Below are 22,397 nucleotides of genomic sequence, written 5' to 3'. Positions count from 1 at the left end.
TTTCCGGGGACTGTTTGACGGCTGTCAACTTGCTAGCGGCTGGCCAGCGAGAACCCCTCCCACGCCATCCGGCGATGTGGGTGCGGGTCGTGTTCGATGCGGGTGTTGCGGTCGAACACGAGCACCGGGCGTTCGGGATCGGTGTAGGCCGGCCAGCCCTCCCCCGGCACGCCCGTCAGGCTGAAACTGCGCCAGCGGGTCTGCACCTCACGGCTGACCTTCAACGCCGACCGCCGGTCGATCCCGGCCGTCAGCGCCGTACCGAACCGCGTTCGATAGATGTCGAACACCGCGAGCAGTTCCATCGCGTGGGTGGCACCCAGGCCCGACCAGTGCAGCGTGCGGGGAGCGTAGTCGTAGCGATACATGTAGGTGGGTGCGTGGGCGCCGTGCGCCTCGGCGATCTGCCAGGCCGCGGTGCCGAAGGCGAAATCGCCGCCCAGTTGGACGCATGCCTCCGGGTGCGGGTACCCCGGATAGGCCGCGGTGATCCGTTCGCGCGTCTCGGGCTCGGCGAAAGCCAGCAGTCGCTCGATGGCGTGCTCGGTGGTCGGGAGCAGCTTCATGAACCGGGTGAACAGCTTGCCCTCGTCGGCATTGGTGCCGACGATCAGCGGGACTGGGTGCGCCTGGCCGCTGCGCATCGCCTCGATCGGGTCCAGCGGCAGGATGTCGTCGCCGTGGGTGGGCCCCACCGCGAACGCACCGTCCATCTCGTGCAGGCTTTGTTCGAGCAGCACATCGAGCGTCTTGACCAGATCGTAGGGGCGGGCCCGCATCAGGGTGGCCGCCGCGTCCGGCCCGTCGGCCCCCAGTGCCGCGGCGAACTTACCGGCGATCGCCGCCGCGGTGTCACCCGTGCTGACCAACCCCGATGCCGGGCTCTCTGAAATCGCTTGAGCAAAAAGGCCTTTGGCCTCGGGGACGGCGAGCAGAGTGGCGACGGCATGCGCACCGGCGCTTTCGCCGAAAATCGTCACGTTACCGGGGTCGCCACCGAAGGCCGCGATGTTGTCCTGCACCCAGCGCAGCGACAGGACGAGGTCACGCAGGAACAGGTTGCTGTCGATCGGAGTGTCCGGCGTTGACAGCGCGGACAGATCCAGGCACCCGAGCGCGCCGAGGCGATAGTTCACCGATACGTAGACACAGCCGCGGCGGGCCAGGGCGGCGCCGTCGTAGAGCGGAGTCGCCGAGCTGCCCATGATGTAACCGCCGCCGTGGATGAAAAACATCACCGGCAGTGGGCCCTGGTCCGGCTCGGAACCCGACCACTGCGGGGTGACGACATTGAGCGTCAGGCAGTCCTCCCCCATCGGCTGGTACCTGCCCACGCCCAGCATCGTGTAGCGGCGCTGCTGGGGCGCGCAGTTGGCGAAGCCGTGGCAATACCGCACCCCGCGCCACGGCTGCGCCGGCTGGGGGGCGCGGAAGCGCAGCGCACCGACCGGCGGCCGGGCATAGGGAATCGAACGCCACCTGTTCACGTCGTCGCGACTGAACCCCTCGACGACGCCGCTGGTGGTGGTGGCGCGGACGGTGTGTTCGTGCATCACTCGACGGTAGCGAACATCTCGAGACTCGACGTGCCTGACGGCCCCTTCGGCCGAAGACCGCTAGCCTGTCGGGATGCGGATCGCCGGGTTACTCGCCGCGTCCCTGCTGGTCGCGGGATGTTCGAGTGCGACCGACGGTCAGGCAGGCCAGACACAGCTGACACCGATCACCCCGTCACCCACGTCGACGTCGCCGTCGGTTACCTCGAGCGCCTCCTCATCTCCCGCGCCCCCCGCCGGGGTGCCGATAGCCGAGGTGATCGCCTGGATCGAGGCCGGCCCGCCGATCGATGCGGCCCAGTACCACATCGCACTTCGCGGCGGCGTCACCACCGAACTGGGTGACGACATCGCCTTCACCACGCCGGCCGGCACGACGTGCATGACCGACGCCAAGCACGGTTCGCCGGCCCTGGCCTGCCTGGTGGACCTGACCGACCCGCCCCCGCGGCCACCGGATGTCTACGGCCAGTGGAAGGGCGGCTGGGTCGATTTCGACGGTGCCGCCGTCCAGGTCGGCTCGGCGCACGGCGATCCGGGCCGGTTCGCCGCCGGACAGGGTCGCGAACTTCCCGTCGACAGCTCGCTGTCCTTCGCCGACTACCGGTGCCGCACCGACGCCGGTGCGCTGTTCTGTGTGAACTACGCACACCGGTCGGCGATCCGGCTCAGCGCCGAAGGCGTCGACGCATACGCCTGCGCCCGCCAGGTCACCCCGCCGGCCGGAATCGGTATCCAGTTCGTCTGTTAGTGCGCGTGTGCCGGGTAGGCGTGCACGACCGCGGTGTCCAGCTTCGGGATGGCATGGGTCAACGCGTGCTCGGCGTCGTGGGCCAGCTCGTGTGCCTGGCGCAGAGTCAGCTGCGGGTCGACATCGAGCTCGATGTCAGCGTCCAGGCGCAGACCGACCCAACGCATCCGAACCCGTTGGACACCAAGCACTCCGGGGTGATCCTCCAGGGTGTGGTAGGCGGTGTCGACGAGGGCGGGGTCCACACTGTCGAGGAGCCGCGCGAAAACCTCCCGGGCCGCAACGACCATCACGACAAGGATTGCCGCCGCGATCAGCAGGCCGATGACCGGGTCGGCCGCCGGGAACCCGAGCGCCACCCCGATCGCGCCGAGGACGACTGCCAGCGACGTCAAACCATCTGCACGAGCGTGCATTCCGTCGGCGTGCAGCGCTGCGGACCCGATCCGCCTGCCGACCCGGATCCGGTACAGGGCGACCAACTCGTTGCCGACGAATCCGACGATCCCGGCCACCGCCACCCAACCCAGATGTGACACCGGGACCGGACGGATCAGCCGGTCGATCGCCTCGGCCGCCGCAACGACGGCCGATATCGCAATGACGGCGACGACGAACAGCCCGGCGAGATCCTCGGCGCGGCCCAGGCCGTAGGTGTAGCGGCGCGTGGCGGTCCGCCGGCTCAGGGAGAAGGCGATCCACAGCGGGATGGCGGTCAGCGCGTCGGAGAAGTTGTGGATCGTATCGGACAGCAGCGCAACAGATCCCGATGCGACGACGATGGCCACCTGGAGGAGTGCGGTGACGCCGAGTGCGGCCAGGCTGACCTTGACGGCACGTATCCCGGCGGCGCTGTCGCGCATTGCGTCGTCGACCCGGCCAGCGTGATCGTGGGTGTGTCCATGGTCAGCGGCGTGGCCCATCAGGCACTCCCCCGGCTGGGCAGCTCCCGGACGCCCCGGTGGTGCGGGGGTATCCCGCCCGCGGCGTGTTCGGCGTTGAACACGGCATCGGCGACGAGTTGGCGGACGTGGTCGTTCTCCAGGCGGTAGAACACCTGGGTTCCTTCGCGCCGGGTGCGCACCAGCCGGGCCATCCGCAGCTTGGCCAGGTGCTGGGACACCGACGGCGGTGGCTTGCCGACGCGCTCGGCGAGGTCGTTGACACTGAGCTCGCCGTCGATGAGCAGCCACAGCAGCTGGACGCGCGTGGCGTCGGCCAGCATGCGGAAGACCTCGACGACCAGGTCCGCGTGATCGTCGGCGAGCCGATCATGCGTATCTGCATTCATACGCAGATAGTAGCGATCGAACGTGGCGGAACAAAACCACCTTCCACCCAGTTTCGGCTGTGGTGAGCGAACACACCCTGGTGGTCTATGCCAACCCGCGCGGGCCCGCGTCCCGCGCGAACGCCGCGCTGCTGCGCGCCATGTCGGCGCGTCCCGACACCGAAATCCGTGATCTCACAACGCTGTACCCAGACGGTGCCATCGACATCGCCGCCGAGCAGACGGCGTTGGAGCGTGCCGACCACGTTGTGCTGCAGTATCCGACCTACTGGTACTCAGTGCCCGCGCCGATGAAGAGCTGGCTCGACCGGGTCCTGACACCGGGGTGGGCATACCACCCCGGGCGGCCCGGAGCGCTGGCCGGAAAAACCCTGCGGATCGCCACGACGACCGGCGGCACGACGGACGGCTACCAGCCCGGGCAACTGCACGGGTTCGAGTATGCGGCGCTGTTGGCACCCATGCAGGCAACCGCTCGGCGACTCGGCATGGAGTTCGCCGAACCCTTTGTGCTCCACGGTGTTCGGGATCTTTCCGACGCGGAGTTGGCCCAAGCGGCCGAGCAGTACGCGGGCCTCGATCGTGATCCAGGCGCAGACGGCTTCAGGAGGCGACGCGCCGCGGCGACGCGGTGATCGGTCGAGCCAGCCGGTGTCGGTTACGCAACGCCGCTGCGCGATCGACGAGCACCGCGAGGATCGCGCCGGAGCCCGCCGTCACGGCAATGGCCAACGGCGTGTTGGCCATGATCATGTAGCCGAACGCCACCGCCACCGCCAGCAGGCCGTACCGCGCGGTCGTCCAGTGCGCCGGGTGGCCGAATCGGGTGCCGACAGCCATGCCCAGTACCAGCGCTGTGGCATGTCCGACATTGGTGAAGTCGCCGATGGTGACCGCCGCCGACGCGACCGCCACCCCCAGCCACCACCCGGTCCAGGCGGGCCGCCAGGGCCGCGGTATCGCCGCGGTGAGTGTGCCGAGGACACCCACGGCGCCATAGCTCATCCCGACGTCGGTGACGTTGACGATCGACCAGGATGTCAACCCGGCGGCCAGCGCGGCGGCCAACCCGGCCGCCACCAGCAGAGTCGCGCCGATGTGACCGACCACGAACGCCACCACCAGGCGCCGGCTGCGCCACAGCAGTTCAGCCAGGGCCAGCAGGGCCACCAGTCCCGGCAACCAGACGTAGATAGGTCCGGTCTCGGTGACGAAGGCACTGCCGATCAGGGTGCCGAGGCGACCCTCACCGAGATTGTGGAGATTGGTACTCGCGTGCCGGATGACCTGGTCGCGGATGTGCGGACCGAGCGCCACCAGCGCGGCCGCCACCGCCAGCAATGCGGCGGTGTAGCCCACCGTGACCCGAACGCGGACCAACCGCGACAACAATGACGACACCATCACCTTCCACTATGCCTGTGCATCGAGGTCATCTGCCTCGTCCTCAGCTGGCAGATCCCTGCGGGTTCGCAGCCGGTACATCGCCAGATCGGTCGGCACGCCGCTCACGCGAGGGGCGAAGACCTGGCGCCGGACCCGCTTGATCGTCACTCCCAGCGCCTCCAGTTCCGCGGGTTCGATCAGTTCGAGCGTCTTCTCCGAGACCATGAGCCCCCCGCGGGTGGCCCGCTCCATCACGCGGGCGGCGATGTTGACGTCCACGCCCAGCCAGTCCGAGCCGATCCGTTGCGGATGGCCGGTGTGGATGCCGGCGCGCATTCGCGGCGTGTAACCGGCGACCTCGACGGTGCGCACCGCATCGCGGGCGGCCATCGTGGCGCGCACCGCGGTGGCGGGATCGCCGAAGACGGCCATCATGCCGTCCCCCATGCGTTTGACGATGTGGCCGCCCGCGTCGAGCAACGGCGGCTCGACGACTTGGGCCACCCGGCGCAACAGCCGCAGCGTGGCGTCGTCACCGGCCTGCAGGGACCAGTCGGAGAAGCCGACCAGGTCGGTGAAGACCAGTGTTACCTCCGGGTTCGCCGGCCGTCCGGAAACCCGCTCGGTCAGTGCCTGCCACAACTGCAACGTGGCCAGGCTCACCTCGCGGGTCGCCGCTTCCCGGTCGCGCAGCAGCCGGTCGGCAGCGCGCGCGGCAGCGCGGGCACCGCCATCACCGGCCGCCGACAACGGGTCACCGAAGTCGGGGTCCCCGGGCAGCACCCGGCGAGCACGACGGACCAGGGCGATGATGCCCGGATTGTGATTGACGTTATGCCACCACACGGCGGGCCCGCGCCCGGACCGGGTCAGATGATGGTTGACGTCAACAGGGGAAACGGGTTGATCGCCGATCGGCTCGACGTCCACACGAGCCAGCCTAGGGAACCCCTTTCGGGCGAGCCAACCTGGTGTGACGCGGGCAACGTATCGCTTCGCCAAACGAGTGGTCACAGCTTCGTCGCCGACATAGACAACGCTCGTTGTCAGCCCTATCGTGGTGGCACATCACTGGCCGACTGTGCGCTGCCGCGCAGAACCGAGGTGACGATGAGGTCAACGACGACCGGGCGATCGGCCGAGCCGACCCCGCTCGGGCCGGACTCCCTGACGTGGAAGTACTTCGGCGACCTGCGCACCGGGATGCTCGGGGTGTGGATCGGGTCGCTGCAGAACATGTACCCCCAGCTCGGCGCGGGCGTCGAGGACCATTCGATCTTGTTGCGCGAACCGCTGCAGCGGGTCGCTCGGTCGGTGTACCCCATCATGGGCGTGGTCTACGACGGCGAGCGGGCCCGGGACACCGGCGAGCAGATCAAGGGCTTCCACCGCGGGATCAAGGGGGTCGATAGCGCCGGCCGGCGTTATCACGCGCTAGACCCCGAGACGTTCTACTGGGCGCACGCGACGTTCTTCATGCTGATCCTGAAGGTGGCCGAGTACTTCTGCGGCGGGCTGACCGAAGCCGAAAAGCGACAGCTGTTCGACGAACACGTGCAGTGGTACCGCATGTACGGGATGAGCATGCGGCCGGTGCCCAAAACGTGGGAGGACTTCTGCGACTACTGGGATCGGGTATGCCGCGACGAGTTGGAGATCAACAGGGCGACGCTGGAGATCTTCGACATCCGGATCCCCAAGCCCAAGTTCGTCCTCATGCCGACCCCGGTGTGGGATCAGTTGTTCAAGCCGATGGTGGCCGGACAACGCTGGATCGCTGCCGGGTTGTTCGACCCGGCGGTACGGGAAAAGGCCGGGATGCGCTGGACGCCCGGCGACGAGGCGTTGCTCCGGCTGTTCGGCAAGGCGGTCGAGATGGCGTTCTGGGCGGTGCCCGACGAGATCCGGCTGCATCCGCGGGCGTTGTCGGCCTACCGGCGGGCGTCGGGGCGGATACCTGCCGATGCGCCGTTGGTCGAGGCGCCCGGTTTCACGGCACCCCCCAAAGACCGCCGCGGGCTGCCCATGCACTATGTCCCTCGACACAAGAGCCTCGTCGCACGGGCGGGCTCACTGGTCCACACGACGTTCTCACTTGCCGGTCTGCGGCCCGCCCGAGGACGTTCCGCCGCCGCCTGAACCGGAGAATCCATGATCGAATGGTCCGACGTCGACCTTGCTGTCCGCGATGCCGTCCGCGAATTTGTCGACAAAGAGGTGCGCCCTCATATCGACGCGCTGGAGAGCGGCGATATGGAGCCCTACCCCATCGTCCGGAAGTTGTTCGCCACCTTCGGCATCGATGAAATGGCACGGGAGTCGCTGACCAAGCGGCTGGCCAGGATGCGGGACGGCGGGGACGCCAAGTCCGGCGGCGGCATGTTCGGCGGCGGCCAGGGCGGCATGGGCTTCGTGGTGATCAGTGAGCTGTGCCGGGTCAGCATGGGGCTGGTCACCGGGATGGGGGTCAGCCTCGGGCTGACGGTGCCCACCATCCAGAGCCGCGGCACCCTGGCCCAGCAGGAACGCTGGCTGCCCGGTCTGGTCACCTACGACAAGATCGGTGCCTGGGCCATCACCGAACCGGATTCGGGCTCTGATGCCTTCGGCGGGATGAAGTCCTACGTGGTGCGAGACGGTGACGACTACATCCTCAACGGGCAGAAGACGTTCATCACCAACGGGCCCGACGCCGATGTCGTCGTGGTCTACGCCAAGCTGGACGAGGGTGATGCCTCGGTCGACAAACGTGACCGCAAGGTGCTCACCTTCGTACTGGATCGCGGTATGGAGGGCTTCGTCCAGGCCAAACCGTTCCGCAAGATGGGGATTCACAGTTCACGCACCGGTGAGCTGTTCTTCAACAATGTGCGGCTAGGACGGGATCGACTGCTGGGCGAGACCGAGGACAGCTCCGCGGGCGACGGCCGGGACAGCGCCCGATCGAACTTCGCCGCGGAGCGGATCGGCGTGGCGTCCATGGCACTCGGAGTGATCGAGGAGTGCCTGCGGTTGTGTGTGGACTACGCCAGGCAGCGCACGCTGTGGGGCAAGGAGATCGGCCAGTTCCAGTTGATCCAGCTCAAGCTGGCCAATATGGAGGTAGCCCGGATGAATGTGCGCAACATGCTGTTTCGGGTGATCGAGTGCGGGCAGACCGGTACACCGATCTCGCTGGCCGAAGCGTCGGCGATCAAGTACTACTGCTCGCAGGCGGCCACCGACGTCGCCATGGAGGCCGTCCAGCTGTTCGGCGGCAACGGCTACATGACCGAGTACCGCGTGGAACAGCTTGCCCGCGACGCGAAGTCGCTGATGATCTACGCCGGCAGTAACGAGGTGCAGATCACCCACGTCGCGAAGGGGTTGCTCAGCGGGTGAGACCCGGGGAGCTGTCCCCGTCCACTAGGTGTGGTGCCCGCCTTCGAGCGACATCACGAGTGCTCGGGCCCGCAGGGCGAGCACGCGCTGGTCTATCCGGTGTTCGGTTCCCCGTGGGATACCACGGGTCGCCGCATAGTGCCCGCGACCGAGACGACGCACTCGGTCCCGGCTCCTCTCCCAGCGGAGGGCATCCGACACCGCCTTCGATGGCCTGCCGGGGACCACGAACCCCCATTCGGCGAGCGCCGCGATCAGCCCGGCGACGGTGTTGGGGCCGTTCAGTTGTAGGTAGCGGGTCAACACATAGCGGAGTTCAATTCCCCGCAGCACCAGCGCATTACTCATGCCGATAACGTCGCACAACCCACCGACACCGGCTGGTGTTGTCGCTCGAAGGCGGGCACCAACCCTAGTTGTCCCCAGAGCTGCCGACGGCCAGCGCACGGACCAGCGCACGGTGTGCGGCGCTGCGCCCTAACTGGACTTTGAAGGAGTTCTGGCTCAGCGGGCGAGCACCCGACATCGCTTGCTGCGCAGCCGCCCGCAAGACCGGATCCTCAGGCCGCTCGCCGACTAACACCGCCTCGGCGGCCGGGACCCGCCACGGGCGAGGTGCGACCCCACCGAATGCGACGGCCGCCGAGACGATCACCCCGTCGGTCACCGCGAGTCCGACCGCCACCGACACCAACGCGAAGGCGTAGCTGTGCCGGTCCCGCAGCTTGAGGTACCACGAGCAATCCGCGTACGGCGACGGCGGAAGTTCGACACCGACAATCAGCTCGGCCGGCAGCAGGCTGTTGTCGACGTGCGCGGTGTCGCCGGGCAGCGCGAAGAACTCGGCAATGGGAATCCTCCGACGGCCGCTGGGACCCTGGACGTGGACGACGGCGTCGAGTATCGCCAGGGCCACTGCCATGTCGGAGGGGTTGATGGCCACGCACTGCTCGCTGGCACCGAAGATCGCGTGCTCGCGGTTGAACCCGTCGACCGCGGCGCATCCCGACCCGGGGGCGCGCTTGTTGCAGTGCGCGAATTCGGTCTGCATGAAGTACGGGCACCGGGTTCGCTGCATCAGGTTGCCGCCGACGGTGGCCATGTTGCGCAGCTGGGTGGTGGCGCCGCTGAGGATGGCCTGCGAGAGGACGGGGTATTGGGTACGGATCAACGGATGGTTGGCCACTGCGCTGTTGGTGACGCCCGCACCGATATGCACACCGCCCGAGGCGGTGGTGCTCACCGATGTGAGCCCGAGCCGCCCGATGCCGATCAGCGCCGGCGGTTGGGCGACACCGTTTTTCATCAGATCGACCAGGTTGGTGCCGCCGGCCAGGTAGGCGCCGCCGGTGTCGACGACCGATCGGATGGCGTCGTCCACCGAACCCGCGTGCTGGAAGCCGAATGTCTTCACCGCGCCGACGCTTTCGCGGCTGCGGCGATGGCGTCGGCGATGTTGGAGTAGGCGCCGCAGCGGCAGATGTTGCCGGCCATGCGTTCCCGGATCTCAGCCTCGGTCAGCGCGGGGCACCCGTCGCGCACCGCGCGGCGGTCACCGTCGAAGGACGCCGCGGACAGGTCGCCGCGGGAGTGCTCGCGCAGCATCGCGTGTGCGGACGAAATCTGGCCGGGTGTGCAGTAGCCGCACTGGAACGCGTCGTGGTCCAGGAAGGCACTCTGCACGGGGTCGAGGTCCTCACCGTCGGCGAGTCCTTCGATGGTCGTCACGGCGGCGCCGTCGACCGATACGGCCAGGGTCAGGCAGCTGAGGATCCGTTCACCATCGAGGGCGACCGTACATGCACCGCACAACCCGTGGTCGCAGCCTTTCTTGGTCCCCGTCAACCCGATTCGTTCCCGCAGGAGATCGAGCAGGGTGGTCCGGACGTCGACGGCAAGCCGGTGGGTGGTTTCGTTGACCCGCAACGTGATGTCGTGCTGGGGGTCCATCAGTCCTCCGGGTTCATCAGTTGCTCGATGGTGATCGGCAGGTCTCGCAGCCTGCGGCCGGTGGCGTGGAACACCGCGTTGGCGACCGCGGCCGCGACCCCGCACGCGCCGATCTCACCGACCCCGCGGACGCCGATCGGGTCGAGGTCGAAATCGGGCTCGTCGATGAACGTGATGTCGAAGTCGGGACGGTCGGCGTGGGTGGGGACGTAGTACTCCCCGATCAGCTGCGCACTGCGGGGGTCGTAGGGCACCTGCTCCAGCAGGGCCATGCCGACGCCGAAGGTGATGCCCCCCATGACCTGATTGCGCGCCAGGTCCGGGTTGAGCACCCGGCCGCAGTCGATGACCGAGACCCAGCGGGTCACCGACGCCCGGCCGATCTCCTCGTCGACCTCGACCTCGCAGAAGTGCGCGCCGAACGACTGTGACGCGGTGCGGTGCTGGTCGCCGCCGTCGACCGACAATGTGAAGGTCAACTCGTCCAGGTAGCGCTGCCCGCCGCGGCGGATCAGGTCGGCGACGGTGGCGCGGCGATTCGCGCTCACCACCTCGCCTGCGACAACGCCGAGTTCGTCGGGGGCGCAACCGTAGAACGGTGCCGCCGAGTCGGAGCTGAGAAGTGCCAGCAGTCGCCGCCGCCACTGTGAGGCGGCAGCGAAGACCGCCGATCCGACCGTCGCGGTGGTCTGCGAGGCGCCGCTGTAGGGCGCGTCGGGAAACGATGAATCACCGGAATCGAAGGTGACTCTGGCCAATTGCAGTCCGGTGGCGTCGGCCGCGACCTGACCCATGACGGTGCGCACGCCGGTGCCGACTTCGTGGGTGGCCGAGGCGAATCGGGCCGAGCCGTCGGCGCAGGTGGTCACACTGCACGACGCCGGCATCCGCCGGCCCGGGTACGTTGCGGTGGCCATGCCCCAGCCGATCTGCACACCGCGATCCGACAGCGACCGCGGCGTGACGGGCCTTTTCGCCCACCCGAACCGTTGGGCGCCGCGTTGGTAGCAGTCCAGCAGATGCTTGCCCGACCAGGGCAGACCGCTGGCCTGGTCGATGTCGGCGTGGTTGCGGATGCGCAGCTCCAACGGATCCAGACCCAGTTCGACGGCCAGTTCGTCGACGGCCGACTCCAGCGCGAATAGGCCCGGCGCCTCCCCCGGCCCACGCATGAAACACGGTGTGGCCGCATTGATCCGCGCGACGCGATGCGACACCACCAGCCGCGGGGACTGGTAGAGCATGCGGGTGGACAGGCCGGCTGGCTCGCAGAAGTGGGCGACCGTCGAGGTTTCGGTGACGGTGTGGTGCTCGATGCTGGCCAGCCTCCCCTCGTCGTCGGCGATCAGCGTGAGGTCCTGGCGGGTTCGGGGCCGGTGTCCGGTGGAGGAGAACATCTGGCTGCGGCTCAGTACCAACTTGACCGGGCGGCCCACCTCCCGCGCAGCGACCGCGCACAACACCACGTGCATCCACAGGAAGCTCTTGGACCCGAAGGCGCCACCGACCAGCGGTGAAATCACGCGGATGTCGGCCTCGGCGATGCCGAGGTAGGCGGCCAGCGCGGCACGCTCCCCGGTGATCCAGCGGGTGGCGTCGTGGATGGTGAGCCGCTGGCCCGTCCACGCGGCGATGGTCGCCGACAGCTCGATGGGATAGTGCGCGTTGTGGGGAGTGGTGTACCTCACGTCGACCCGGATGGGCTGCTGCGGCTCCTCGAGCGGGCCCCGGTGGTCCTGCAGCTTCTCCTCGTCCAGCTTGACGAAGTGGTCCGGGAGGTAACTGCCGTGCCGGATCTGCTGGCCCTTGTCCTGCTGTGGCGGCGGCGCCGCCAGCACGGCCTCGGCACTGAGCTGGGCCGGCAGGATGTCGTAGCGCAGGTCGAACAGCTCCGCGGCCCGGACGGCGTTCTCCGGTGTGTCGGCAACGACGAGCGCGATGTGCTGCCCGACGTGCTGGACGGTCAGATCGGACAACGGCGGGCGTCGCTCCATGGGCAGATCGAATGTCATGTCGACCGGAAGCTGCTGCAGCGGTGGGCAGTTCAGGGGCGTCAGGACATGGATTACCCCGGGGACCGCGCTCGCCAAGCGGGTACTGGCCTGCAGCGACTCGACGGTCACCACCCCATGGGGCACCTGCGCCTGGACCACGACAGCGTAGGTCAGGTCGTCGATCACGGTGTCGGCGGTGTAGCGCGCCCGGCCGGTGACCTTATCGCGGCCCTCCACCCGCGGTACCGGCCGCCCGACCTGGCGACGGGTCAACGGAAGGCCCGGGTGTACTGCGGCGGGTGCGCTAGGGGCGCGCCGAGGCTGTCGGCGGCGCGGCGGGCCCAGATCGGATCGCGCAGCAATGCGCGGGCCAGGAACACCGCGTCGGCCTGCCCGCCGGCGATGATCGCCTCAGCCTGCTCCGGTTCGGTGATCATTCCGACTGCGGCCGTCGGCATTTGGGCCTTGTCGCGGACGACTTCGGCGAACCGCACCTGGTAACCGGGCCCGACCGGGATCTTCGCATCGGGAACCAGCCCACCGGTGGAGACGTCCATCAGGTCGACGCCGAGTCCCTTGAGCCGGGACGCCAGCGCCACCGAATCGGCCAGCGTCCAGCCGGGACGGGAATCCTCGGTGTCACCGGCCAGCCAGTCGGTCGCCGAGACCCGGAAGAACAGCGGCAACTCGTCGGGCCATTGCCGGCGAACCGCGGCGACCACCTCGAGCGCGAATCGCAGTCGATTCTCCAGGCTTCCGCCGTAGCGGTCGGTTCGCGTGTTGGACTGCGGAGACAGGAACTGGTGGATCAAATACCCGTGCGCGCCGTGCAATTCGAGCACCTGGAAGCCGGCCAGCGCCGCGCGGCGCGCCGCCTCGGCGAAGGATTGCACAATCGACTCGATCTGGCTCACCTCGAGTTCGGCCGGTGCGGGCAATCGGCCGAAGGGCACCGGGCTCGGGCCAACCGTGGGCCAAGTCTGGGGTTGCCGCGCGTCGTCCGGCCACGGCCGCCCGGTCGACCCCTTGCGCCCGGCGTGGACGAGCTGGATCCCCGGCACCGCCCCCTGGTCGGAGATGAAACCGGTGATGCGGCGAAAGCTGCTGACCTGAAGGTCATTCCACAGTCCGACGTCGTAGATGCTGCTGCGGCCGACCGGATCGATGGCGGTTGCCTCCACCATGACCAGCGCCGCACCGCCGACCGCGCGCGACCCAAGGTGTTGCAGGTGCCAGTCCGTCGGTGAGCCCATCTGAGGGCCGTCCGGTACCGCCGAGAATTGCATCATCGGCGACATCCAGACCCGGTGGGCGAAGGTGACCTCGCGCAGGGTCAGCGGGGTGAACAGGTGGCTGGTCATGACACGGCCCGCTCGGTCGTCCGGTGGGCGTGCAATCCCAGGAATGCCTGCGCGGCTCGGCGCAGCGCATCCGGTCCTGGCCCCTGTTCGACGGCGAAGCGGGCGGGTTCGGGATCACCCATGTCGAAAGGGTAGTCGCTACCGCAGAGGATCTTGTCCACGCCGGCGAGCTCGCCGAGCATCGCCAGCTGCGCGCTGCCGTGGGTGACGGTGTCGAAGTACAGGTCGTGGAAGGACTCACTGGGCCGGCGCGGCGCTCGGGCACTGACATCTGCCCGGGCGGACCACGCATGCGTCCAGCGGCCGACCAGCCCTGGCGCACAACCGCCGCCGTGGACGAAGCAGATCCGCAGGCCGGGCAGCTCGTCGATCAGTCCGCTGAGCAACAGGGTGGCGACCGCGGTGGTCGATTCCACCGGGTTACCGATCAGGTTCGTCAGGTAGTACTGCGACCACTCCGGGCGCGCCAGCTGCATGGGGTGAACCAGAACAGCCAGGTTCAGCCGGGCCGCCTCGACGAGAACGTGCCGGAGCGGATCGCTGTCCAGGGATCCACTGCCCACCAGCGGTGGAATCGCCACTCCGGCGATGCCGTCGACGCCTGCCATCGTTTCGAGTTGACGGGTGGTTTCGGCGCTGTCGCCGAGGGTGACCACCCCCATTCCCAGCAGACGCCCGGATGAGCGCCCGACGAGCTCACCCAGCGCGGTGGTGAAATCATCGGCGTATGTGGCGGCTTCGGGCCCGGGCTGCAGCGGGAAGGCGAACGGCGGCGCCGACAGCACCCGCACCCCCACCCCCGCGCGGTCCATGTCGGCCAGGGTCGCCACCGAATCGCTCATCGCCTCGGTGGCGATGGACAGCGGCAGGTCGCCGAGGTAGAGCTGGCCGCCCCGATCGTGCATCGGCCCGTACGGCGCCCCCGGTGGGAGACCGAACAGCGACCGCGGCAGCCAGTGCGCGTGGACGTCGACGACCCCGTCCGCCAGTGGGGTCGTGATCACCGTTCACCTCGCCGGTCATTCGTCGGGTGGCTCAGGTCGAGCGCGGTGTTGGCGCTGTCGAGGTGTTCGACGGTGGTGAAGACCAGTTCATCCTCCCCGATGTTCTCGATGTCGTGCAAAAGGAACTCGCCGGCACCGAAGTGGAAGTGGCGCGTCTCACCCGCTTCGTAGGAGACTTCGCGGGTGGTGCCGTCGTGGGTGTGCTGACGACTGTGACCGGCGTTGACGGCGGTCCAGAAGTAGTCCAGCACGTGGCGATGGGCATGCCAGCGTTCGCCGGGGGCAAGCCGGATCTCCCAGACCCGGACCCGGTCGTTCTCGCTGAGCAGCCGTGACCCGACGTTGCCGTCGTACGCGTGCTCGGCGAACTCGGTTCGCAGCCAGTCGGGCCAGCTTTCGAAGTCGGTTGCGACGAGATCGCCTGCCAGAGGCAGATCGGCCAAGAATCTGTTGTCGGTCATGGTGTTTCCTTTCGTCGGTGGGTCTATCGCCCAGGTCCGTAGAGTCCAAAACGCAGGTCGGGGTCACCGGGACGCCAGGTGTTGTGGAACTGGGAGCGCTCCCCCATGTCCACGACCCGGCGCAGCAGCGCGTCGCTGAGCTGAAGCTGGGCGGGCTCCCATTTGGTGAGCGCCGAGGCGATGTCACCGCCGGCATCGCCCAGTGCCGCGGCCAGCGCCCAGGCGTCGGCGGCGGCCTTGGCCGTCCCGGCGGCGGCGTGCGGCCGGGACGCGCACGCGGCATCGCCGATGAGGGCGACCCGGCCCTGTGCCATCCGCGCGGACCTGACGTCGTAGAGGACTTGCAGATACGGGTTGGCGGTTGCCGTGACCACCTCGGCGACTGCCGGCGCGAACAAGGCCGCGGCCGCCTCGCGCATCTCGGTGACGTAGCGGTCCTGCACCTGCCCGGGGTGCACCGATACCGAACCCTGGAACCCCCGCTTGTCGATCACCAGCTCGGTCAGCTCCGGGCCCGCCGGCACGTTGCGGTACCAGACGTAGTTCATCAGCCGGTGCGCCGCCCCCAGGCCCTCCTCACCGGGTATCGGGTACATGGTGATGTGCGAGTGCGGCACAACGTCGTAGGTGATCGCATCGTCGAGCAGGGCGCGGGTCTGCGAGGTCAACACCGACTGGGCCACCGTGCCGCGCCAGCCGATATAACCCGAATAGCGCAGCGTGGCATCGGGGTCGAAGCGTTCCCGCGCGGTGGAGGTGATGCCGTCGGCGAAGATCACCAGCTCCGCCGATGCGGTCGCGCCGCTGACGAACCGCACCGTCGCCCGGTCGTCGTCCTGGCTGAAACCGCAGGCGTACTCGCCGTAGTGATAATGCTCGGTACCGAAGTCGGCAAGGAGTGCTCGGTAGAACGTCCCCCAGGACGTGTAGGTCCAGGTTGCCTTCTCGCGGTGGACGACCTCGCCGTCGTGTTGCAGGTATTGCACATAGGAGCTCGAGGTCTGCAGATCGGCCAGCTGCTGGCTGCTGCGCTCGGCGAACCAGCGCACCGTATCCGGTTGCAGCACGATTCCGCTGCCCCGCCCGTCGAGTGGAGTGGGGGTGCGTTCGTAGACATCGACTCGAAAACCCAGATCCCGCAACAGCAGTGCCGCGGTAAGCCCGCCGATGGATCCGCCGATGACGACGGCCGTCGCGCTGGAGTATTCGTTCACGATTCGCTCTTTTCGTCGTGGTGGACAGCTACCTCTGCGCCCGGGTCGGCCGGCATCGGCTCGCCCCGGGTCTCAGCGGCGAAGGCCAGCCCGACGATGGCGATGAGTCCCAGTGCGGCCACCCACGCGGTGGCCTGACCGAGGTTTCCGCCGAACCATCTGGTGGCAATGACGCCGGCGGTGAGCGGGCCGAGTGCGGTGACATACCGCCCGACGCTGTTGCAGACGGCCAGCGCGGTGGCCCGCACGCTGGGCGGGAACAATTCGGGGGCGTAGATGAAGGTGCCCGACAGTGCACCGAACAGCCCGAATCCCAGGACCGGCATGGCGGAGAGGAATTCGGTGTAACTGCGCGCGAACGGAAAGGCCCACGCGATGCTCACCGTCGACACCAGAAAACTCATCAGGAAGGTCGTGCGGCGACCGATCAGGTCGGCGATGAACCCCCAGGAGGCGTAGCCCACGATGCCACCGGCGTTGAAGAGCATCGCCGCGACCGCCACCCGGTGATCGGCCACGGTCGGCGGCAGACCCGCAGCCACGGTCAACTGCCTGATGATCTGCGGGTACCAGGTGGATACGCTCCAAAACGCGATCAGCGCACCGGTGGCCAGGGCCGTACACACCAGCATCGGCCGCAGGAACGGCGGGCTGAACAGCCGCAGCAGCACGAATCGATCGTGGGATGTGCTGGTGCCCTGGGCTTTCCGTTGGCGCCGCGAATGCAGGTGGGCGCTGATCTCCGGCGGTTCGGGCACGAAGCGCCGGATGAACCACACCACGATGGCGGGCAGGCCCGCCAGCAGCAGCATGGCGCGCCAGCCCTGGCTGCCCAGCAGCGCGTAGGCACCGGCGGCGGCGAAGAAGCCGGCGGCATAGCCCGCCATCATCACCCCGCCGGCCCGGGCCCGGAACCGGTTCCGCCAGGTCTCGGCGATCAGTGCGGCCCCGACCGGGGCCTCCACCCCCGAGCCCAAGCCGGCGATGAAGCGCAGGATGCCCAGCTGCCACCAGTTGTCGACGAATGCCGCCGCGGCGCTGAACACCGCGTAGGTCAGGATCCCCGCGGACAACACCCTGGTGCGGCCGAAATAGTCGGCCAGGATGCCGAATAGGATGCCGCCGGTCGCCCATCCGGCGAGGAACAGCGCCATCGTCAGCCCGCCGTAGACGCCGATCGAGGCGCGGGTGGCTTCAATTCCGCTGTTGGGCAGCAGGTCGGTCATGGCGGGACCGAGCACGAGGACGTAGAGACTGCCGGCGAAGCCGTCGAGTCCCCAGCCCAGTGTCGTGCCGGCCAGCACCAGCCATTGGGTCCGGGTGATGTCCCGGCGCCAGCCGGTACCCGTCCGGGCCCCGGCCGTGGTGTCTATCGCCATTGAATTCCCCTCGCTACGTTGTCGATTGGGCGTGACGGATCAGTTCAGCCGTTCGGGTTGCCGGTCGCCGTACCAGTCGACCGGTTCGGCGGCGGTGCGCACCACGATGGTCTTGACCCAGGAGAAGTCGTCGAAGGACTCGGTTCCGGCGTCCTTGCCCATCCCGGATTCCTTGACGCCACCCCACGGCAACGAGGGCTCCAACCGGTGGTGGTCATTGACCCACACCATTCCGGCGACGATGCGGGAGGCGACCCGGTGTGCGCGGGCGACGTCGGTGGTCCAGACACCCGCGCCCAGCCCGTAGCGGTTGTCGTTGGCCATGCGGACGGCGTCGGCCTCGTCGTCGAACGGGATCACCACGGCGACCGGCCCGAAGATCTCCGTGCTGGCGATCGACATCGCCATGGTGGCCTCGGACAGCACGGTCGGTTCGAGGAAGAAGCCGGACTGAAGCGGCGGCGCCAAATCCGGGGCCCCGCCGCCGGCGGCCAGCCGCGCCCCCTCGGCGAGGCCGGCGTCGATCAGTGCACGCACCTTGTCGCGCTGGGTGGCGCTGATCAGTGGCCCCATCTGGGTGGTGGGCAGGCTGGGGTCACCCACCCGGATCGCGCGGGCACGGGTCGCCAGCGCATCCACGAAGCGGTCGTAGATTCCGCGCTGGACCAGGAATCGTGAACCAGCGACGCAGGATTGACCAGCCGCGACGAACGCGGCGAAGGCCGCCCCCTCCGCGGCCGTCGCCGGGTCGACGTCGTCGAAGACCAGGACCGGCGTCTTGCCGCCGAGTTCGGCGGTTACCCGGGCGAACCGCGACGCCGTCGCGACCGCCGCGGAGCGACCGGCTTCGGTGCCGCCGGTCAGCGTGATCTTCGCGATGTCGGGATGCTCGGTAAGGCGTTGTCCGGCGGCCCGCCCGCCGGTGACCACGGAGAACACCCCGTCGGGAAGCCCGGCCTGGCGCAGGATGTCGGCCAGCGCCAGGGTGGTCAGCGGAGTCAGCTCCGACGGTTTGACCACCACCGTGTTGCCGTTGGCCAGCGCGGCGGACAGGCTGCGCGCCAGGATCAGCATGGGATGGTTGAACGGGGTGATGATGCCGCAGACCCCTAGTGGAAGGCGCTGTTGGTAGGTCAGGTACGGCCCGTCGCCGGGCAGCACCGCGGCACGCTGCGCGGCCAGCAGTCCGGCGTTGTAGCGGAACCATTCCGGAACCCGCGACAGCTGTGCCCTGGTTTCGGTGATCGGGCGACCGTTGTTCTGCGCTTCAAGGGTGTAGAGCCGTTCGTTGGCCGCTTCGATCGCATCGGCCAGGCGCAGCAGCAGCCGGCCGCGCTCGCTGCGTGCCAGCTGCGGCCAGGGCCCGCTGTCGAATGCCGCGCGGGCTCGAGCCACCGCCGCGTCCACCTCGACGGCCGCCCCCTCGGCAACGGTGGCGATCACGGCGCCGGTCGACGGGTTGAGGATGCTTCGGACCGCAGGTGCACCGTTGCCGAGATCCGTTGTGCGGGACGGCGATTCGGCGTCGGCGTAGCTCATGGGTCCTCAAATCCGTGGTCTGTTGAACATCGGGAGATGACTATGAGTGTCGTCACGCACCAACGGCCCAGCAATGTCGCAGCAGACATACTTTTGCCTGATTCATGTCACTGATGACATCTGTCGGGCAGAATGGCGGGCATGGCTGCCCCGTCGTCGGCTCAGCGCCCCGGACTGGAATTGCTGACCTGGCTGGACGCACTGGGGGTACTGAGTGCGGCCGCGACCGCGGATGCCGACGTCGACCAGGTGCTCAGCCTGGTCGCCGACACCGCGCGGACACTGCTCGGGTTCGACTTCTGCGGTGTCCTGGTGCCGGATCCGCCGCGCCGCCGGCTGCGCATCGCCGGCTGGAGCGGACTGTCCGACGACTATGTCGAGCGGGTCAACTCCGACCGGCCGATCCAGCTGGATAGCACCTCGCCCTCGAGCCGCGCCTTTCACACCGGCATGCCGGTGGCGATCCGAGACGTGACCGCAGAGCCCGAGTTCGCGTTATGGGCCGGTATCGCCCGTGAGCAGGGCTACCGCGCGGTGATCGCGGTGCCGCTGATCGCGCACAACGAGGTCCTGGGCACACTCAACGGCTACTACGCCCCGATTCACACATTCACCCAGCACGCCGTGCAACGCATGACCCTGCTGGCCAACCACGCCGCGATCGCGCTGACCTCGGCCAGCCGGCTCGACGAACTGCGCGCGCTCAACGTGTCGCTGCGCGAGCAGCGGGATACGTTGCGGCGCTCCGAGCAGATCCACCAACGACTGGTCAACGTTACGCTGCGCTCCGGCGGCTTGGACGGGATCGCGGCAACCTTGCAGGAGCTGATCGGCCGGCCGGTGCTCATCGACGACGCCCGCCACGGTGTGCTCGCGCTGGCCGGAGACGGCGACCGCTTTCCGGACGCCGCCTGGCGGGCCACGGTGGTCGACGGCACCGACGACGCCGGCTCCACGCCGGTATCCGTCAGCGAGAGCCCGGACGGCGCAGGGTGGTTCGTCAGTGCCGTCCGGCTGGGCAGCGAGGTGGTGGCACGAATCTGGTTTCCCGGCAACGACTCCCCCGCCGATCCGATCGACCTACGGGCAGTCGAGCACGGATCGCTCGTGGTGGCCCTGGAACTGCTGCGGGCTCGCACCGCGGCCGAAGTCGAGCATCGGCTGCGCGGGGAACTGCTGGCCGACCTGTTGTCCAGCCGAACAGCTCCCCCAGCATCACTGCTGCAGCGCGCTCAGCGGCTGGGCCACGATCTGAACCTGCCCCACGTGGCGATGGTGGCCGCGCTGAGCGCGGCGACCGGGCAGAGCGAGCAACGCAACTACGAACGGGCGTTGAGCCAGGTGGCCAAACTCGCCGCCGGCTACCGCCCGCGCCCGCTGGTCGCCATGCACGGCGGGCACATCGTGATGCTCTGGCCGCCGGCGGCCACCCCCGTCGACGTCGTGCCGCCGGGTTCGGAGCCGCTGCCCACCGTGCCCGCCATGGTGTTACGGACGCTGGAGGCTTCCCTTCCCGGTGTCGCGGTGACCGTGGCCGTCTCGGAGCACGATTCCGAGGCATACGGTGACTCCTACCGAATTGCCAAGGGGGCGCTGGAAATCGCGGTGCGGGCCGGGCGCACCAGCACTGTGGTCACCGTCGAGGAACTCGGCATCCTGGGCCTCCTCCTGCAAATCGACGACCCGGAGAAGCTGAGCGCCTTCGCGTTGCGCACCTTAGCTCCGGTGATCGACTACGACGCCGACCACCGCACCGAACTGGTCGCAACGTTGCGCGCCTACATCGAGTGCCGGCGAGACCGGGCCGCGACAGCGGCCACACTGGTCATCCATCCCAACACCGTGGCGCAGCGGTTGCGTCGCATCGAGAAGCTCTGCCACCAGGATCTCGACGACCCGGCGGCGGTCATGCAACTGACGGCCGCGATGGCGGTGTACGACCTAGCGGGTCTGCCCTGAGTCGCCGCGGATGGCCCGCGCGCTCTGGTACAGGCAGATCGCCGCGGCGGCAGCAACATTGAGGCTCTCCGCACCGCCCGCCATCGGAATGGTCACCCGGTGATCGGCCAGCGCCGCCGTCTGGGCCGACAGGCCGTGGGCTTCCGGGCCGAACATCCACGCGGTCGGCGCGGCCAGCATCTGGTCGGCGTCGTCGAGACCGACCTCGCCGTCCAGGGTGGTCGCGAGCACCTGCAACCCCGCCGCCTGCAGCCGCGCTATGACCAGGCCCGCGTCGGGCTCGAGTATCACCGGGACCGCGAAGATGCTGCCCGCCGAGGAGCGCAGGCACTTGCCGTTGTACGGGTCCACACTGTGCCCCGCGAACACCACTGCTGCCGCGCCCATCGCGTCGGCGAGCCGGATCAGCGTGCCGGCATTGCCGGGCTCGGAGAGTTCGACGGCGACCACCACCAGGCGGGGCGCGGTGCTCAGCACCGCGTCGAGGTCGGCGTCCGGCATCCGGCACACCGCAATCAGTCCCGACGGAGTCACCGTCTCCGACAACGCCTTTGCAGCCCGCTCGGTCACCTCGTGGACCGCTAACCCGGTCAGCAACCCGGCGTGGCGCGCCGCAGCGGCCTCGGTGGCGAACACCTCGATCACCAGCCCATGCCGCGCCGCCGCCTCGACCAGATTCGGGCCCTCGGCCAAAAAGTGCCCGGCACGACGCCGCCCGGTGTGGCGCTGCAGTTTGGCTGCAGCCACCACCCGGGCGGATCGTTCAGTGAGTGCCGTTATCAGGCGGCTTCACCGGAGGGTGCGTTGACATCCTCCGGCAGGGCGGCCTTGGCCACCTCGACCAGCGCGGTGAACGCGGCCGGGTCGCTGACCGCGATCTCGGCGAGGTTCTTGCGGTCCACCTCGACACCGGCGGCCTTGAGGCCCTGGATCAGCCGGTTGTAGGTGATGTCGTTGGCGCGGGCTGCGGCGTTGATGCGGGAGATCCACAGCTTGCGGAACTCACCCTTACGGGCACGACGGTCCCGGTAGGCGTAGGTCAGCGAATGCAGCTGCTGCTCTTTGGCTTTGCGGTAAAGCCGCGAGCGCTGGCCGCGGTAGCCCTTCGACGCCTTCAGTACTGTGCGCCGCTTCTTCTGGGCATTGAGTGCGCGCTTCACGCGTGCCATTG

General features: G+C 68.6%; 22 protein-coding genes. 5 read left to right on the top strand and 17 right to left on the bottom strand.

Annotated elements, in window-relative coordinates; all coding sequences use genetic code 11:
* Nucleotides 1-32: 32 nt before the first annotated feature.
* Complete coding sequence (locus ADBZ9K_RS03215; protein WP_526618468.1) at nucleotides 33-1,553, bottom strand: carboxylesterase/lipase family protein; 1,521 nt, start codon at nucleotides 1,551-1,553, stop codon at nucleotides 33-35.
* Nucleotides 1,554-1,629: 76 nt separating this feature from the next.
* On the opposite strand from ADBZ9K_RS03215, the gene ADBZ9K_RS03210 reads away from it, so the two are divergent.
* Nucleotides 1,630-2,307, top strand: coding sequence for a hypothetical protein (locus ADBZ9K_RS03210; RefSeq protein WP_526618467.1), 678 nt, complete (start codon nucleotides 1,630-1,632; stop codon nucleotides 2,305-2,307).
* Here ADBZ9K_RS03210 and ADBZ9K_RS03205 read toward each other — a convergent pair.
* Complete coding sequence (locus ADBZ9K_RS03205; RefSeq protein WP_526618466.1) at nucleotides 2,304-3,230, bottom strand: cation diffusion facilitator family transporter; 927 nt, start codon at nucleotides 3,228-3,230, stop codon at nucleotides 2,304-2,306. The two genes, ADBZ9K_RS03210 and ADBZ9K_RS03205, sit on opposite strands and share 4 nt — an antisense overlap.
* Nucleotides 3,230-3,598 carry an ArsR/SmtB family transcription factor gene (locus ADBZ9K_RS03200; RefSeq protein ID WP_526618465.1) on the bottom strand — a complete coding sequence of 123 codons (369 nt, stop codon included), beginning with the start codon at nucleotides 3,596-3,598 and terminating at the stop codon, nucleotides 3,230-3,232. The genes ADBZ9K_RS03205 and ADBZ9K_RS03200 overlap by 1 nt, the downstream gene beginning before the upstream one ends.
* A 62-nt stretch (nucleotides 3,599-3,660) precedes the next feature.
* On the opposite strand from ADBZ9K_RS03200, the gene ADBZ9K_RS03195 reads away from it, so the two are divergent.
* Nucleotides 3,661-4,233 (top strand): NAD(P)H-dependent oxidoreductase, encoded by a 573-nt coding sequence (locus tag ADBZ9K_RS03195; RefSeq protein WP_526618464.1) that lies wholly within the window; start codon nucleotides 3,661-3,663, stop codon nucleotides 4,231-4,233.
* Here ADBZ9K_RS03195 and ADBZ9K_RS03190 read toward each other — a convergent pair.
* Together ADBZ9K_RS03190 and ADBZ9K_RS03185 are read right to left on the bottom strand one after the other, a co-directional pair.
* On the bottom strand, nucleotides 4,202-5,002 hold the full coding sequence (locus ADBZ9K_RS03190; RefSeq protein WP_526618462.1) for a rhomboid-like protein: 801 nt from the start codon (nucleotides 5,000-5,002) through the stop codon (nucleotides 4,202-4,204). The two genes, ADBZ9K_RS03195 and ADBZ9K_RS03190, sit on opposite strands and share 32 nt — an antisense overlap.
* 9 nt (nucleotides 5,003-5,011) lie before the next feature.
* Entirely contained in the window at nucleotides 5,012-5,914 is a 903-nt protein-coding gene (locus ADBZ9K_RS03185) for an adenylate/guanylate cyclase domain-containing protein (protein ID WP_526618461.1), read from the bottom strand.
* Between the two features lie 180 nt (nucleotides 5,915-6,094).
* Here ADBZ9K_RS03185 and ADBZ9K_RS03180 point away from each other — a divergent pair, with 180 nt between their 5' ends.
* Both ADBZ9K_RS03180 and ADBZ9K_RS03175 read left to right on the top strand, forming a co-directional pair.
* Nucleotides 6,095-7,123: an oxygenase MpaB family protein gene (locus tag ADBZ9K_RS03180; protein ID WP_526618459.1), complete on the top strand. Its 1,029-nt coding sequence runs from the start codon at nucleotides 6,095-6,097 to the stop codon at nucleotides 7,121-7,123.
* 12 nt (nucleotides 7,124-7,135) lie between these two features.
* Complete coding sequence (locus tag ADBZ9K_RS03175; RefSeq protein ID WP_526618458.1) at nucleotides 7,136-8,365, top strand: acyl-CoA dehydrogenase family protein; 1,230 nt, start codon at nucleotides 7,136-7,138, stop codon at nucleotides 8,363-8,365.
* Nucleotides 8,366-8,389: 24 nt separating this feature from the next.
* Here the strand turns inward: ADBZ9K_RS03175 and ADBZ9K_RS03170 are convergent, their stop codons facing one another.
* The 10 genes from ADBZ9K_RS03170 to ADBZ9K_RS03125 all read right to left on the bottom strand — a co-directional run bounded on the left by ADBZ9K_RS03170 (nucleotide 8,390) and on the right by ADBZ9K_RS03125 (nucleotide 19,267).
* Nucleotides 8,390-8,713: a hypothetical protein gene (locus ADBZ9K_RS03170; RefSeq protein WP_526618456.1), complete on the bottom strand. Its 324-nt coding sequence runs from the start codon at nucleotides 8,711-8,713 to the stop codon at nucleotides 8,390-8,392.
* A gap of 64 nt (nucleotides 8,714-8,777) precedes the next feature.
* Nucleotides 8,778-9,779 carry an FAD binding domain-containing protein gene (locus ADBZ9K_RS03165; RefSeq protein WP_526618455.1) on the bottom strand — a complete coding sequence of 334 codons (1,002 nt, stop codon included), beginning with the start codon at nucleotides 9,777-9,779 and terminating at the stop codon, nucleotides 8,778-8,780.
* A complete protein-coding gene (locus ADBZ9K_RS03160; RefSeq protein WP_526618454.1) occupies nucleotides 9,776-10,315 on the bottom strand; it encodes a (2Fe-2S)-binding protein in 540 nt (179 codons plus the stop codon). The genes ADBZ9K_RS03165 and ADBZ9K_RS03160 overlap by 4 nt, the downstream gene beginning before the upstream one ends.
* Nucleotides 10,315-12,546 (bottom strand): xanthine dehydrogenase family protein molybdopterin-binding subunit, encoded by a 2,232-nt coding sequence (locus tag ADBZ9K_RS03155; protein ID WP_526618453.1) that lies wholly within the window; start codon nucleotides 12,544-12,546, stop codon nucleotides 10,315-10,317. Before ADBZ9K_RS03155 ends, ADBZ9K_RS03160 begins: the two co-directional genes overlap by 1 nt.
* A gap of 32 nt (nucleotides 12,547-12,578) precedes the next feature.
* Nucleotides 12,579-13,670, bottom strand: coding sequence for an NADH:flavin oxidoreductase/NADH oxidase (locus ADBZ9K_RS03150; protein ID WP_526618451.1), 1,092 nt, complete (start codon nucleotides 13,668-13,670; stop codon nucleotides 12,579-12,581).
* Nucleotides 13,667-14,674, bottom strand: a complete 1,008-nt coding sequence (locus tag ADBZ9K_RS03145) for an amidohydrolase family protein (RefSeq protein WP_526618449.1) — start codon at nucleotides 14,672-14,674, stop codon at nucleotides 13,667-13,669. The genes ADBZ9K_RS03150 and ADBZ9K_RS03145 overlap by 4 nt, the downstream gene beginning before the upstream one ends.
* Nucleotides 14,671-15,135: a cupin domain-containing protein gene (locus tag ADBZ9K_RS03140; protein WP_526618447.1), complete on the bottom strand. Its 465-nt coding sequence runs from the start codon at nucleotides 15,133-15,135 to the stop codon at nucleotides 14,671-14,673. The genes ADBZ9K_RS03145 and ADBZ9K_RS03140 overlap by 4 nt, the downstream gene beginning before the upstream one ends.
* Nucleotides 15,136-15,158: 23 nt before the next feature.
* On the bottom strand, nucleotides 15,159-16,349 hold the full coding sequence (locus ADBZ9K_RS03135; protein WP_526618446.1) for an FAD-dependent oxidoreductase: 1,191 nt from the start codon (nucleotides 16,347-16,349) through the stop codon (nucleotides 15,159-15,161).
* Nucleotides 16,346-17,728, bottom strand: coding sequence for an MFS transporter (locus ADBZ9K_RS03130; RefSeq protein ID WP_526618444.1), 1,383 nt, complete (start codon nucleotides 17,726-17,728; stop codon nucleotides 16,346-16,348). Before ADBZ9K_RS03130 ends, ADBZ9K_RS03135 begins: the two co-directional genes overlap by 4 nt.
* 39 nt (nucleotides 17,729-17,767) lie before the next feature.
* Nucleotides 17,768-19,267: an aldehyde dehydrogenase family protein gene (locus ADBZ9K_RS03125; protein WP_526618443.1), complete on the bottom strand. Its 1,500-nt coding sequence runs from the start codon at nucleotides 19,265-19,267 to the stop codon at nucleotides 17,768-17,770.
* A gap of 141 nt (nucleotides 19,268-19,408) precedes the next feature.
* On the opposite strand from ADBZ9K_RS03125, the gene ADBZ9K_RS03120 reads away from it, so the two are divergent.
* Entirely contained in the window at nucleotides 19,409-21,226 is a 1,818-nt protein-coding gene (locus ADBZ9K_RS03120; protein WP_526618441.1) for a helix-turn-helix domain-containing protein, read from the top strand.
* On the opposite strand, the gene ADBZ9K_RS03115 is transcribed toward ADBZ9K_RS03120, so the two are convergent.
* A complete protein-coding gene (locus ADBZ9K_RS03115) occupies nucleotides 21,209-22,006 on the bottom strand; it encodes a TrmH family RNA methyltransferase (RefSeq protein WP_526620687.1) in 798 nt (265 codons plus the stop codon). The two genes, ADBZ9K_RS03120 and ADBZ9K_RS03115, sit on opposite strands and share 18 nt — an antisense overlap.
* On the bottom strand, nucleotides 22,006-22,395 hold the full coding sequence (rplT, locus tag ADBZ9K_RS03110; RefSeq protein WP_011780528.1) for a 50S ribosomal protein L20: 390 nt from the start codon (nucleotides 22,393-22,395) through the stop codon (nucleotides 22,006-22,008). Before rplT ends, ADBZ9K_RS03115 begins: the two co-directional genes overlap by 1 nt.
* Nucleotides 22,396-22,397: the final 2 nt, after the last annotated feature.

Origin of the sequence: Mycobacterium sp. (assembly GCF_965229265.1) — a bacterium.
Classification (GTDB): domain Bacteria; phylum Actinomycetota; class Actinomycetes; order Mycobacteriales; family Mycobacteriaceae; genus Mycobacterium.
The sequence above is the reverse complement of the archived record's forward strand: the minus strand, read 5'-3'. Positions and strand labels throughout refer to the sequence as shown.